Annotated in this window: 10 protein-coding genes; 6 read left to right on the top strand and 4 right to left on the bottom strand. The window is 59.9% G+C overall.

Going from position 1 to position 14,409, the window contains the following annotated elements; all coding sequences use genetic code 11:
* Positions 1-333: 333 nt before the first annotated feature.
* From ACOYW0_RS09290 to ACOYW0_RS09275, 4 genes are all read left to right on the top strand, one after another.
* Positions 334-2,619: a sigma 54-interacting transcriptional regulator gene (locus ACOYW0_RS09290; RefSeq protein ID WP_482418238.1), complete on the top strand. Its 2,286-nt coding sequence runs from the start codon at positions 334-336 to the stop codon at positions 2,617-2,619.
* Between the two features lie 418 nt (positions 2,620-3,037).
* Positions 3,038-4,408: an acetyl-CoA hydrolase/transferase family protein gene (locus ACOYW0_RS09285; protein ID WP_482418237.1), complete on the top strand. Its 1,371-nt coding sequence runs from the start codon at positions 3,038-3,040 to the stop codon at positions 4,406-4,408.
* Positions 4,409-4,546: 138 nt separating this feature from the next.
* Positions 4,547-6,349, top strand: a complete 1,803-nt coding sequence (locus ACOYW0_RS09280) for an acyl-CoA dehydrogenase (RefSeq protein WP_482418236.1) — start codon at positions 4,547-4,549, stop codon at positions 6,347-6,349.
* A 549-nt stretch (positions 6,350-6,898) separates the two neighbouring features.
* Positions 6,899-7,660, top strand: coding sequence for a DUF6125 family protein (locus tag ACOYW0_RS09275; protein WP_482418235.1), 762 nt, complete (start codon positions 6,899-6,901; stop codon positions 7,658-7,660).
* A gap of 487 nt (positions 7,661-8,147) precedes the next feature.
* Here the strand turns inward: ACOYW0_RS09275 and ACOYW0_RS09270 are convergent, their stop codons facing one another.
* Both ACOYW0_RS09270 and ACOYW0_RS09265 read right to left on the bottom strand, forming a co-directional pair.
* The gene (locus tag ACOYW0_RS09270; RefSeq protein WP_482418234.1) at positions 8,148-9,374 is read right to left on the bottom strand and encodes a cation:proton antiporter; all 1,227 of its coding nucleotides are present in this window, start codon (positions 9,372-9,374) and stop codon (positions 8,148-8,150) included.
* 117 nt (positions 9,375-9,491) lie between these two features.
* On the bottom strand, positions 9,492-10,025 hold the full coding sequence (locus tag ACOYW0_RS09265; protein WP_482418233.1) for an HD domain-containing protein: 534 nt from the start codon (positions 10,023-10,025) through the stop codon (positions 9,492-9,494).
* Positions 10,026-10,243: 218 nt separating this feature from the next.
* On the opposite strand from ACOYW0_RS09265, the gene trpB reads away from it, so the two are divergent.
* A complete protein-coding gene (trpB, locus tag ACOYW0_RS09260; RefSeq protein ID WP_482418232.1) occupies positions 10,244-11,461 on the top strand; it encodes a tryptophan synthase subunit beta in 1,218 nt (405 codons plus the stop codon).
* A gap of 277 nt (positions 11,462-11,738) precedes the next feature.
* Here trpB and ACOYW0_RS09255 read toward each other — a convergent pair whose 3' ends face one another.
* The gene (locus ACOYW0_RS09255) at positions 11,739-12,719 is read right to left on the bottom strand and encodes a calcium/sodium antiporter (protein WP_482418231.1); all 981 of its coding nucleotides are present in this window, start codon (positions 12,717-12,719) and stop codon (positions 11,739-11,741) included.
* 153 nt (positions 12,720-12,872) lie between these two features.
* On the opposite strand from ACOYW0_RS09255, the gene ACOYW0_RS09250 reads away from it, so the two are divergent.
* Positions 12,873-13,811 carry a D-2-hydroxyacid dehydrogenase gene (locus ACOYW0_RS09250; RefSeq protein ID WP_482418230.1) on the top strand — a complete coding sequence of 313 codons (939 nt, stop codon included), beginning with the start codon at positions 12,873-12,875 and terminating at the stop codon, positions 13,809-13,811.
* Between the two features lie 6 nt (positions 13,812-13,817).
* Here ACOYW0_RS09250 and ACOYW0_RS09245 read toward each other — a convergent pair whose 3' ends face one another.
* Positions 13,818-14,234, bottom strand: a complete 417-nt coding sequence (locus ACOYW0_RS09245) for a hypothetical protein (protein WP_482418229.1) — start codon at positions 14,232-14,234, stop codon at positions 13,818-13,820.
* Positions 14,235-14,409 lie beyond the last annotated feature (175 nt).

Here is a 14,409-nt window from a genome sequence, read left to right as displayed (position 1 = left end):
ATGGGGGGCGCATCGTGTTGTTCCTTTCGCGTTGTGGGGTGGGGCCGTGGCGAAACATCTGGTGCCGCCGGGATGTTGAAGCATCCGTTGCCGCGGCACGTCGCCTGTCATCCACGACCATTACCACATGGACAAAAAACCGTTAAGTGAAAGACGGCGAAATTTTCCTTCGTCGCCATGAGACGGTGAGGCGTTTTTCTGAACAGGGATCATGAGAGTAAATTTTGAACTTCTACTTCCCTTGTGTTACCATCCCGCCACGATGTTTGCCTGCCCCGTAACTGAGGCATCGACGTGTGACGAGTTTATCTTTTATCACGAGGCCAGCCACCCATGGACGATCGCAGAGCGCAGAACCACAAGGCCTATATCTCTTTTCTCAATATCTTGATTCACTCACAAACCGAAGACGAGCTTGTGGACAAGCTTTGTCTTCTCCTGTCTTCCGGGGAGAGTCGCTACGACTATGCCTGGGTGGGGGGGCCGCCCGCGGCAAAGGGGGAGCTGTTGTCCGTACGCGCCGGGGACGGCCTGGAGGCATTCTGCCCCGACCTGGCGATGATCCGGGGGGACGGTGCAGACAGGCTGGGCTGCCCGGCTGCGGTGGCCATGGCCGACGAGCGGACCTGCATTGTCCAGAATATCGAAACGGATTACAATTTTGCCCAGTGGCGCGACGAGGCCCTGAAGATGGGCTACTCCGCTGCGGTGAGTTTGCCCATTGCCCTTTCCATGGGGGAGTCGTGGGTCATCACCCTGTATGCTTCGGGCGACTATCTTTTTGATGCCGAGGAGCTGAACCTCCTGGGCGTACTGGCAAAGGGGGTGGGGGAGGCGGTCCACAAGCTGCGCCTGGGCGCCGGTCGCGTAAAGTCCATCAAGGCCCTTGCCAGGAGTGAAAAGATGTACCGGGCGGTGTTCGAGAACACAGGCACCGGCACCATCATCATCGACCACGAGATGACGATCCTTTTCTCCAACGAGCGGTTCGAGGCCATGGTGGGGTACACCCGGGAGGAGATCGACAACCGCATGAAGTGGTCCCAGTTCGTGGTCCCCGAGGACCTGGACCGCATGCAGCGCTACCACTACGGGCGGCGAAAGCCCGGGGCGGATATCCCCATCGAGTACGAGTGTCGCATCCACGACAAGGCAAAGAACCTCACTTATATCTACATGAAGGTGGGGATGATCCCGGGCACCATGAACAGCATCGCCTCGTTCATGGACATCACCGAGCGCAAGCTCGCCGAGAACAGCCTGCGGGAGAGCGAGGCCAAGCTCTCCGCCATTCTTACAACCTTCGAGGGCTTTATCTACATCATCACCACGGATCGTCGCCTGGAGTTCATCAACCGAACCCTGGAGGAGAAGATCGGCCGCAACGCCGTGGGAGAGCTCTGCCACAAGGTGATCTACGGGCTGGACACCCCCTGCCCCTGGTGCACGGAGAAGGTGTTCACCGGTGAGACGGTGCGCCAGGAGGTGAAGAGCCCCAAGGAGGACCGCTGGTATTTTGCGGTGCGCACCCCGATTTTCGATACGGACCGCAGCGTGATCAAGGTGCAGTCCATTGTCCTGGACATCACCGACCGCAAGCTCACGGAAGAGGCCATCGCCGCAAGCGCCAAGCACTTGCGAAAGGAGAACCTCCGGCTTCGTTCCTCCATCCGGGAGCGCTACAAGTTCGGGGACATCGTGGGCAAGAGCGAGGTGATGCAGGAGGTCTACGAGCTGATCCTCAACGCGGCGGCCAGCAACGTCCACGTCATGGTCTACGGGGAGTCGGGCACCGGCAAGGAGCTTGTGGCCCGGGCGATCCACAAGATGAGCGACCGGAGTTCCAAGCCCTTTGTGCCCGTTAACTGCGGCGCCATCAGCGAGAGCATCATCGAAAGCGAGTTCTTCGGGTACAAGAAAGGGGCCTTCACCGGGGCGAGCGCCGACAAGAAGGGTTTTCTGGATATCGCCGATGAGGGCACCCTGTTTCTCGACGAGATCGGGGAGATCGGCCTCAACATGCAGGTGAAGCTCTTACGGGCCATCGAGGGAAGCGGCTACACACCGGTGGGGGGCACCCTGGTGCGCAAGCCCAACATCCGCATTGTGGCGGCCACCAACCGGAATCTCAAAGAGCTGGTCCAGAAGGGGCTCATGCGGGAGGACTTTTACTACCGCGTTCACATCATCCCCATCAAGCTGCCCCCTTTGCGCAAGCGCAAGGACGACCTGCCCCTTCTCATCGATCATTTTCTCTCCATGTATGCGGACGGGCGGGAGGTGGCGCCCATCACCGGGCGGCTCCTGGCGGCCTTTACCCGCTACCACTGGCCGGGCAACATCCGGGAGCTCCAAAACGTGCTGAAGCGTTACGTGACCTTGCGAAAGGTCGATTTCATGGAGCTGATGGAGGCGGAGACCCTCGTGGAGGATCCCGAAGAGGAGGAAGCCCTGCCCGACGCCGGGGTGGGCCTGACAGCGGCTGTGGAGGCCTTCGAAAGGCGGGTCATCGAAAATGCCCTGGAGAAGACCCGGTGGCAGAAGGGGCGGACGGCGGAGATTTTGGGGATCCATCGCAAGACCCTGTTTACCAAGATGCGCAAGTATGGGTTGAAATAACCACGTGGTGTGGCGAATCCGCCACAAAATGGCGTAAGCTATTCGAACCAAACAGGGAACGGTCGGAAGGGGGGAACGGGTTGTGGCGATATCGCCACATCGGTTCCCCCCTTCCTGTTCAGGGGCTCCGGTTCCTCTCTTTGCTACTTTTCTTATGAAAAACAGGCTTCTGGAATCTTGTTGATAGAGGTGGCATGTTTGTTGCCCATGATTACTCATTGAAACGGCGTATGCGCCGGATAACGGTGGAATGGAATCGTCACCGGGTACCCAGCCCGGTTTCACCGGTTCGGCGGCACCGTGGGCCATGTTGTGCGGCAGCACTCCCCATTGACGCAGGGTCTCCCACACTCCCTGCAGGGGGGTGCCCCCGCCTGGCACCGCCTGTTGAGACTTACCATCGGCACAGGGAGGAGTTATGGGGTTCATCAACGATTACAAGAACAAGCTCATGTCGGCCATGGATGCGGTGTGTCTGGTTCACCCGGGGGACTGGGTGGACTACGGAGCGTTCTGTTGTGCCCCCGAATACCTGGACGCGGCCCTGGCCATGCGCCAGGACGAACTCTGGAACGTCAAGGTCCGGGCCCTGGCCTTTCCCGGTGTGGCCGCGGTGGCCAAGGTTCCCGCAGAAAGCGGTCGCTTTGTCTACAACAGCTGGCACTTCAGCTCAGGGGAGCGCAAGAGCCACGACAAGGGGAGCTGCCACTTTATCCCCTTTGTCTACCATGAAGGGCCGTCCCACTACCGGCAGAACCTCCATTGCGATGTGTGCATGGTGCGCACGGCGCCCATGGACAGCTTCGGCAATTTCAACTTCGGCATCGCCAACTCCTTTCAGCGGGCAATTATCGAAAACGCCCGCACCGTCATCGTGGAGGTCAATGAGAACATTCCCCGGTGCCTGGGCGGGGCCGAAGAGTCGGTGCACATCTCCGAGGTGGATGTGGTGGTGGAGTCGGACAACAAGCCCCTGCTCACCCTGCCGGACGCGGCGGTCACCGCCGTGGACAAGGCCATCGCCACGCGCATCGTCCATGAGATCGAGGACGGCTCCTGCATCCAGCTCGGCATCGGGGGCATGCCCAACGCCGTGGGCAAGCTCATTGCCCGTTCGGATCTCAAGAACCTGGGCGTGCACACCGAGATGCTCGCCGACTCCTACCTGGAGATGTTCGAGGCCGGGAAGATCACCAACAGCAAGAAGGCCATGGACCGCGGCAAGATGGTCTATGCCTTTGCCCTGGGAAGCCAGCGCCTCTACGACTTTCTGGACAACAACCCGTCCTGCGCCAGCTACGCCGTGGACTACACCAACGATTTGTTCAACATCGCGGCCAACGACCGGGTGGTCTCCATCAACAACGCCCTGGAGGTGGACCTCTACGGCCAGGTCTCCTCGGAGTCCGCAGGCTTTCGCCATATCACCGGCACCGGCGGGCAGTTTGATTTTGCCTACGGCGCGTATCACTCCAGGGGCGGAAAGTCCTTTATCTGCCTCTCATCCACGGCAAGGGATGCCGAGGGCAAGCTCATCTCCCGCATCAGGCCGGTGTTTGATCCCGGCACCGTGGTGACCCTGCCCCGGTCCATTACCCAGTACGTGGTCACCGAGTTCGGCATGGTTTCCCTCAAGGGCAAATCCACCTGGGAACGCGCCGAGGCATTGATCAGCATCGCCCACCCGGATTTTCGGGACGACCTGGTGCGGGAGGCCGAGAACATGCGGATCTGGTGTGCGGCCAACCGCAACGATGAGGTGCTTCACATGGTGGGGGCCTGCGCCTAAAGCGATAAAGCGCACAGGCACCACCTGCCATTCATTTACGACGGTTTTAGGCAATCGCGGCTTCGTCCCCCTTGTCGCCGGAGACAGTATTCATTCAGCTTTGATCATTACTCACACAACGATGAAAGGAACCGATTCATGGCTCAACTGATTGCAGACAAACGGGATATCGACTTCGTACTTCATGAACAGCTGGACGTCGGCACAGAGTACAAGGGCGGGTCCTATGCGGAGTTCAATCGAAAAACCATCGACATGATCATCGGTGAGGCCCGGAATCTGGGGATCAAGGAGATGCTCCCCCTGCAGAAGGTGGGGGATGACGGATGTACTTTTGACGCGGGCACCGTCACCGTGCCCGAAGGGTTCAAGCACGCCTACGACCTCTACTGCGAAGGCGAATGGCTGGCCATGAGCGACGACCCGGAGTGGGGCGGCCAGGGGCTTCCCCATGCGGTCTCCATGGCGGCCAACGAGTACTTCTACGGTGCCTGCAACGCCTTTATGCTCTACAACATGCTCTCCCACGGCGCGGCCAAGCTCATCGAGAGCTACGGCACCGAGGCCCAGAAGAAGCAGGTCCTGAAGAAGATGTTCTCCGGTGAGTGGTCCGGGACCATGCTCCTCACCGAGCCCGAGGCAGGCTCCGACGTGGGGGCCCTCACCACCGTGGCCACGAAAAACGACGACGGCACCTATTCCATCTCCGGCAGCAAGATCTTCATTTCCGGCGGTGAGCAGAACATGGTGGAAAACATCATCCACCCGGTGCTGGCCCGTATCGAAGGGGCTCCCGAAGGCACCCGCGGTATCTCCCTGTTCATGGTTCCCAAGTACCGCATCAACGAGGACGGCAGCCTGGGCGAGTTCAACGACGTGGTCTGCACCGGCATTGAAGAGAAGATGGGCCTCCACGGCAACTGCACCTGCTCCCTGACCCTGGGCGGCAAAGGCCAGTGCATCGGGACCCTTCTGGGCGAAGAGAACAAGGGCATGGCCGCCATGTTTCAGATGATGAACGAAGCCCGTCAGATGGTGGGGCTCCAGGGCTTTGCCAACGCCACGGCTTCCTACATCCACGCCCTGAACTACGCCCGTGAAAGGGTCCAGACCAAGGGGCTCACCGATCCGTCCGGGGCCGCCCCCGTGACCATCATCCACCACCCGGACGTCAAGCGTCAGCTCCTCATCATGAAGTCTTACGTGGACGGCATGCGAAGCCTCATCTACTTCGGCGGCCTCTGCCACGACAAGATCGCCATGAGCGAGGACCCGGACGAGCGCAATAAGTACAGCCTCCTTCTGGAAGTGCTCACCCCGGTCATCAAGGGCTACATCACGGACAAGGCCTTTGAGGTCTGCAGCCACGGCATCCAGGTGTACGGCGGCTATGGCTACGTGGAAGAGTTCCCCGTGGCCCAGCTCCTGAGGGATTCGCGCATCTTCATGATCTACGAGGGCACCAACGGCATTCAGTCCATGGACCTTCTGGGCCGCAAGCTCGGCATGAAAAAGGGCAAGCCCTTCATGGACTTTCTGGAGACCATCCACCACACCATCGACCAGGCCAAAGAGATTCCCGACGTGGCGCCCCTGGCCGAGAACCTCCAGGCCTTTTTCACCAAGTACACCGAAGTGACCGCCGCCATCAGCAAGGCCGCCATGTCCGACAAGGTGCTGGACGCCTATGCCTTCTCCCATCCGCTCCTGGAGGTGACCGGCGATCTCACCATGGCCTGGATGCTCCTGTGGCGCGCCACCGTGGCCGCTCCCCTTGTGGAGAAGAAGAAAAAGGATGCCGCATATTACAAGGGCCAGGTCACCACCGCCCGGTTCTTCATCAACACCATGCTGCCCGCCGCCATGGGCAAAATGGATGCGATTCAAACCTGCGATGGTGCCGTGACCGCCATGGACGACGCAGGATTCGGGGGGAAATAGCATGACGGGCCCCGCCGCCACTTCGGGGCCTCCTTGCTGTTGAGAGAGGAACGCCGGGGGGAGCCTTTTTGCAAAAAGGCTTGCCCCCGGATCCCGGATCGGAAATAGTTGTGAAGAGTTATCCATCTGCTTTGCACGGGTAAAGCGTGGTGGCCGATGCGGGATCCCGAAGGCTGTGTGTATTGGTATATTTTATGATGATGTTGTTTTTTTGTAAGTAAAACTCCTGTGCAACAGGCAGTCCCGTTTGGTGTTCCGGACCGAAGGCCAAAGGGGCCTGCACCTTGGAGGCCAGGGGCGATGATTGCCCTGGCCGCCGGGGGCACATGGGAAATGGTTTTTGCGTTGGGAGATGCCCCGGGAATCGTTCGACACCATGCATGGCATTCATTTTAGGGCCATGCCAAGAATAAATGACACATGACGGGATCATTCCATAAATCCTCAGCATGATTTTTTGATCGTTGCTTCGACACATAATGAATTTAAGGTGGCGTTTCGTTATGTATTATTATTTTAGGGCATAGCCCTTAACGGGATAGGCACAAGATGACGGACACGACCAAGACGGCACTGGAAGGGTTGGGCAGCAAAGAGAAGGCGACGCTGGCCATGGACATGATGCATCGCATTATCATGCATCACGTCCTGTGGTTTACGGAGGTGAGGCATCAGATGGGCACGGAAAAAGCCCACGACACCCTCTGGAAAGCTTTGGAGACAAGCCGGGGTATCCAGCTGAAACGCCTCTCCAAGACCCTGGGCTTCGGCCTTACCGACGGCATTCCCGATGCGCTCCTTAACCTGGATGACGAGGCCATGGACGCGTTTCTGGAGTCCATTTCCATCAACTGGCTGGCCAACGACGGGGTGTGGTTCCAGTCTGTGGAGTTCACCCACGGGATGAACGACGCCAAGCGTTGCAACGACTCCTGCTGGGCACATTTTTCACCCTTTGAGGCCTCGGCCGTGAAACGGTTTCTGGGACTCTCTGAAACGCCCGGGCTGGAAGGGCTCAAGACGGCCTTGAAATTCCGCATGTACGCGCGGATCAACGAGCAGTCCATTGTGGAGGAAGAGGAAAACAGCTTTGTTTTTCAGATGAACAAGTGCCGGGTCCAGACCGCGCGGCAGCGAAAAGGCCTGGACGACTACCCCTGCAAATCCGCAGGGCTTGTGGAATACCCCTCTTTTGCCAGGGCCATTGACCCGCGCATCCGCACCGAGTGTGTGGGGTGCCCGCCGGACGCCCACCCCGACACCTGGGTCTGCGCCTGGAAATTTATCCTGGCCCCGGAAGGGGGACGCTAAGCACCACCGATTATCGGGGCCGACCGTAACGGGTCGGCCCACACCGATGTTCTGGCTCAAATCTCTCCTTAATTCATGATGTTTCGGTTCTCTGCATCGATGTGACCCATGAATTGTACCAGCATTTCTTCCTGCCCTCTAACGTCCGACCGCGTTGGGGGTTCCACCGTGCTGTGAGCCAGAGCTTTTTTTCAAGGCACCGCCGTTGCTCGTTTTGAGGGACGGCGGTGTTTTTTTGTGAATAGGAAATAGGAAATAGGAAATAGGTAATAGGGGATAGGTAATAGGGCAAAAGGCAAAAGGCGAAGGGCGAAGGGCAAAAGGTGAAGGGTGAAGGGTGAAGGGTGAAGGGTGAAGGGCAAAAGGGGGGCGGCGTGAATGCCATAGCGCTTTGCCCTGAGGAACGAAGGGGAGAGCGCTGTGGCAATCTGTTGTCAAGGTGGCTCACCTTGCCTCCAAAGGCATGTTTTTTGCCTTTAATAATTGTTTAATGGTGCCGCCGGATGAGCTTTCCTATGGTGAGGCCCTGGACCACGATGGAGAAGATCACCACCACGTAGGTCATGGTGACCAGGCCGTCGCGCACCGGGATGGTGGCGGGCAGGGAGAGGGCAAGGGCCACGGAGATGCCGCCCCTGAGGCCTCCCCAGGTGAGGATGGAGAGGGCGCCCTTGGCAAAGGGGCGGAAAGGCTTGAGCAGGGCCAGGGCCCCTGTGAGGGAGACGAACCGGGCCACAAGGACGATGCCGAAGGCCAGGACACCCAGGGCGAGGAAACGCTTGCTTACGGTGAGGATGAGGATCTCAAAGCCGATGAGCAGGAAGAGGACGGCGTTGAGGGTCTCGTCCAAGAGCTCCCAGAAGGTGTCGAGGTGCTCCCGGGTTTTATCGCTCATGGCAAAGGCCCGCCCCCGGTTGCCGATGAGGAGGCCGGCCACGACGATGGCGATGGGGCCGGAGAGGTGAAGGGCAAGGGCCAGGGCGTAGCTGCCGGTGACCAGGGCCAGGGTGATGAGGACCTCCACCTGGTAGTTGTCCACCTTGGCGAGCATCAGGTAAGCGATCCAGCCTGTGGCCAGGCCCAGGACGAGGCCGCCGGCTACCTCGGTGGCGAACAGGGCCGCCACGTGGCCGAAGGAGAGTTCTGCCTCGCCCGTGGCGATCTCCAGGATGGTGAGGAAGACCACCACCCCGATGCCGTCGTTGAAGAGGGACTCCCCGGTGATCTTGACCTCCAGGCTTTTGGGCGCTCCCGCTGATTTGAGGATTCCCAGCACGGCCACCGGGTCCGTGGGAGAGATGAGGGCCCCGAAGAGGAGGCAGTGGATGAAGGCCAGCTCCAGGCCCATGAGGCTTGCGGCCCCGTAAACCAGTACAGCGGTGACAAAGGTGGAGGTCACCACCCCCACTGTTGCAAAAAGGGCGATTTCAATCTTGTTTGCCAGCAGGTCGTCCATCTCCACATGCAGGGCCCCTGCAAACAGGAGAAAGGAGAGCATCCCCACCATGAGGGTGGTATTGAAGTCAATACCGGAGATGAGCTTTGCCACCCCCGGGTCCAGCCCGAAGGGTGCCACCAGGATGAGCCCAAGGGACATGAGCATGGCGATCATCATGATGCCGATGGTGGCGGGGAGCTTTATAAAACGGTCGTTGATGAAGCTGAAAAGAGCGGCCAGGGAGATGAGGATGGCAATGGCGTTGAACAGGTGCATGGGTAGGGTCCTGAGCGGAAGGTGACTATGGGAATCGGCTGAGGGCCGCCCGATCGTTTTTGCCTCCGGCGGCTTTGCCGGAGGCATGGTGATGGCGCGGCGACAGTTTACGTTGTTTTATGCGGGTATTTCGTCTTTGAGGACAATGCCCCACTCCGTTGCAAGGAGGTCGGGCCGGTGGCCGGCAAGGCTTCGCTCGCCTGCCCACTGCATGAGTTCGCTGTCCCGGGCTGCGCCGGTGCACAGGAGGCCCTGGGCGGGGCGGATGCCGGCACGGCCCAGGTCGAGGCGGTCCGAGTCCCAGCAGACCCGCACGGCGAGGTCGCCGGTGATGAGGCCGTCGGTGTGGGCTTCGCAGGCGTGGGTGAGAAGGGCCAGCTGGTCTTCGTCCAGGGGAACGAGCCCCTCTTTGTGGAGGCGGCGGGCCAGCTCAGCGCCCCGGGCTCCGTGGCCGGGGTCAAAGCTTTCGGTTTTTCTGCAGGCATCGTGGAACACGGCAAAGTGTTCCACAACGGCGAGGTCAGCGTCGGTGAGGTCGGCCAGCAGGCGCCCGTTTTCAAGGACCCGGGCCCAGTGGGCAAGGCCGTGACGTCCTTCCAGGGGTTGGACGTACTGGGCAACGATGGCCTCGATGAGAGGTTTGGAGATCACGAGAGTCACCTGTATGCGGTTAAATTGACAGAAAGATCACTATAGGTGGGTTTGGGGGCGAAAGGCAAGGTGATTGGCGGTTTTTCCGCTTTTGGGACAAAAAAAGGTTGCAAAAGGCCGGGGGTTGGTGCATGTTTCTGCTCGTAGAAACAAAAAGGGCGGCCGGACCGGTAAGGGCAGGACCGCGAAAGAGACGATACAGACCCAGGAGAGTAGATATGACCACCGACATCCGCAGCCTTGAAATGCCCAACGCCGAAGGTTACTTCGGAGATTACGGCGGAAGCTTTGTGCCCCCCGAGCTCCAGGCCATCCTCGACGAGATCACCGTCGCATACAACGAGATCAAGGACGACCCCGCATTTGTGGCGGAGCTGACCACCCTCATGAAGGACTTTGTGGGCCGCCCCAGCGCTCTGTTCCATTGCAAAAATCTCTCCGACAAGATCGGGGGCGCTCAGATCTACCTGAAGCGTGAAGACCTCAACCACACCGGCGCCCACAAGATCAACCACTGCCTCGGCGAGGCCCTTCTGGCCAAGCGCATGGGCAAGAAAAAACTCATTGCCGAGACCGGTGCCGGGCAGCACGGCGTGGCCCTGGCCACGGCCGCTGTTCTCGTGGGCCTGGAGTGCGATATCTACATGGGGGTCATCGACATTGAGAAAGAGAAGCCCAACGTCACCCGCATGAAGATCCTCGGCGCCAACGTGATCCCCGTGACCCGCGGCACCCAGACCCTCAAGGACGCCGTGGACGCCGCCTTTGAAGCCTACCTCGCCGACCCGGTGACCCAGCTCTACGCCATCGGCTCCGTGGTGGGACCCCACCCCTTTCCCATGATGGTCCGCGACTTCCAGAAAATCATCGGTATCGAAGCAAGGGCCCAGTTCCAGGAAAAATACGGCACACTGCCCAACCATATCGTGGCCTGTGTGGGGGGCGGTTCCAACGCCATGGGACTTTTCACCGCTTTTCTCGACGATAAGAGCGTCAAGATCCACGGGGTGGAGCCTTCGGGCAAAGGCCTTGAAGACGGCCAGCACGCCGCCACCCTCACCCTGGGCAAGCCCGGGACCCTGCACGGCTTCAAGTCCTATCTCCTCCAGGACGATGCCGGCGAGCCTCTGCCTGTTTACTCTGTTGCCAGCGGCCTTGATTACCCCGGGGTCGGTCCCCAGCACAGCCTCCTGAAAGACATTGAGCGTGTGGAGTACGTCACCGCCGGTGACGAAGAGACCATCGACGCCCTCTTCGAACTCTCCCGCACCGAAGGGATTATTCCCGCCATCGAGAGCGCCCACGCCGTGGCCTACGCCATGACCCTGGCCAAGGACCTCCCCAAAGAGGAGTCCATCCTCATCAACCTCTCCGGTCGCGGGGACAAAGACATCGATTTTGTGGTGGAAAACTACGGAAAGAAATACGGTGTCTAAGCCTTGGGCTTATAGACAGAAAAAACAGTGACCGTGTGTTTTGCTAAAACACGATCAACAGCGAACAATAAAAAAAGGCCGCCCTCTATGGGCGGCCTTTTTTTGATTTTTGGGTAACGATTCAGTTGGCCTCCGGCGGGTCGCGTTTTGAAAAAAGCTCCGCAAAAACGTTCCGATTGGATGCTCGTTATGTTGAAAATGATCGGGAAACCAAATGAACCATTTGCCCCCGGCAGGGCCGACGGAGGCAATTTTGAGTTGACTCGTTACCGTTTTTTTACCGAAAAAGCTCCATGGCCACCCAGGTGTTGTAGCCGATGTAGGCGGCCACCAGGGCAGCGCCTTCGAATCGATTGATGCGACCCGACCCCTTGAACCCGTAGCCGATGACAAACATGGAGAGGGTCAGGGCGCCCATGGTGAGGGCGTCCCGGGTAAGGACCTCCGGGCCCACATCCAGTGGGTGGATGGCCCCTGCGATGCCCACCACGGCCAGGGTGTTGAAGAGGTTGGAGCCCAGGACATTTCCCAGGGCGATGTCGTGTTCTCCTTTGCGGGTGGCAATGACCGAGGAGGCCAGTTCGGGAAGGGAGGTGCCCACGGCCACGACGGTGAGGCCGATGATCAGGTCGTTGACCCCGAAGGCATGGGCCAGCTCCACGGCTCCCCAGACCAGGACCCGTGAGGCGATCACAAGGGCCACCAGGCCGGTGGCAAGCCGGACCAGGGCCTGGGAGAGGGTCTTGGTATCCGATGCCATGCCCTGCTCTGTTTCATCGGCCAGGGTATCCCCCCGTCGTCTGAGACCCTGGTGGATGGTCCAGGCCATGAGCCCGCCGAAGATGCCCAGAAGGACCCAGGCGTCCGCGGCACTGATGTGGCCGTCGGCGATCTGGAAGGCGGACAGGGCGGTGATGGCTGTGAGAAGGGGCAGCTCTTTTTTCAGGACCTGGGACTGGACGGTGATGGGGGCGATGAGGGCCGTGACGCCCAGGATCAAGGCGATGTTGGTGATGTTGGATCCGTAGGCGTTGCCCAGGGCCAGGCCGGGGTTGCCCTGGGTGGCGGCAAGGGCCGAGACCACCATCTCCGGCGCCGAGGTACCGAAGCCAAGGATCACCATGCCGATGAGAAGGGGAGGCATGCCCAGGTGCCGTGCGGTGGCGGCGGCTCCGTCCACAAAACGGTCTGCGCTCCAGACAAGGAGGGCCAGACCGGAAATGACAGCAAGTAAAGCGAGGGGTGTGAGGGGTATCAAAATGTGTAAGCCTTGTAAGGTCAGCTGGTTAAATGCGGTGACGCAGATGGCATGTGCCCGGATGACACGATGCCCTGGAGACTTTTATCAACCATGTGTACCGTAGCATAAACAGAGGTGCAAACAAATTCATCTGGAAAAGGAGGGTGTGGGATGACACACATCATGATTCTGGCAAGGGACGCCCTGGTTTATCGGCCGCTGGTGGCGGCCGCAGGGCTGTCCGACGTGGTTTTGCATGCCTGCGAGACGGTGGCCGAGGCCATGGAGATCGTGGGGGGCTGCGAGGTGATCCTGGGCCAGCCGGACATGGTGGCCCGGGTGCTTCCCGAAGCACGCAAGCTGGTGTGGGTGCAGTCGACCTTTGCCGGGGTGGATGCCCTGTGCGCCCCCGGGCTTCGCAGGAACTATCTCCTGACCGGGGTCAAGGGGATTTTCGGGCCCTTGATGAGCGAATATGTCTTCGGGTACATCCTGGCCCGGGAGCGCAAGGTGTTCGACGTACGGGCCCATCAGCTTCAGAAGGCCTGGCGTCCCCTTCCGTACCGGAGCCTTCGGGGGATGACCCTGGGGGTGTGCGGGCTGGGGTCCATCGGCGCTCATGTGGCGGAGACCGCCCGTCATTTCGGCATGAAGGTGGTGGGCTACCGCCGTAGCCCCAAATCGTTTTCCGGTGTTGACCATCTCTATTCCGGGGACGCATTCCACGGGTTCCTGGCCCGGTGCGACTACGTGGTGTCCGTTCTTCCCGCCACTCCTGCCACCCGTCACCTGTTTGACAGAAATGCTTTTTCCGCCATGAAGCCCTCTTCGGTGTTCATGAACGTGGGGCGCGGAAGCACGGTCTGCGAAGCGGACCTTTTCAATGCCCTTGCGGAACGGCAGATCGCAGGGGCTGTACTGGATGTCTTCGAGGAGGAGCCCCTGAGCCCGGAGAGCCCGTTGTGGACGTCAGACCAGGTGGTGGTGACCCCACATATCGCCGCCTGCAGTTTTCCCGAAGAGGTGGCCGGGATTTTTATCCGAAATGTTGAGGCCTGGCAAAAGGGCTCGGCGCTATCCTATCCCGTGGATTTTGAGCAGGGGTACTGATGGCCTTTACGGGCCGTCAACGGGTTCTCTCACCAGGTGGCCGTCTCCCTGGAAACCGAACCGTCGGTACCAGGCATCCAGGGCGTCGCTGCCCAAGGGGGGCGGGGTGTCCGTGGGACAGGGGATGGGGCTGAGGCTGAGGGCCACGCTGAAGCGGTTTGCCTGGCTGCAGAGCTCATCCAGCATGGTGGTGCCGTGGCCGCTGCCGGGGATGAAGGCCCCCACATGGTAGAGGTGCACCACTTCACGGTCCTGCTGGGTCATCACGGCCAGGGCCACGATGCCGATGGGGGTGCCGCAGAGGGCTTCAAAGACAAAAGGGAAGATCTCCGTGAGGCCGGGGCCGTATCCCACGCTGAGGGCGACCCGACCGGGAAAGCGGGTGTAAAATGAGAGGACAAAGGCATGGGCGGGGCTTGCCATGGGCGGATCTCCATATGTGATGCTGCACGTCGGGGTTTGATGGCTTGCAGCAGACACACAGAGGAGAAATAAGAGTATGGAGTCCGCATGGTGAATTTTTTTATATCACGTGTGGTTATAGCATGCTGGTGACTGGTGGCAACCCCTAACCCGGATATTTCATGAGAAAACGACC

The organism is Desulfoluna sp. HI9BLuna (assembly GCF_056829775.1).
The sequence above is the reverse complement of the archived record's forward strand: the minus strand, read 5'-3'. Positions and strand labels throughout refer to the sequence as shown.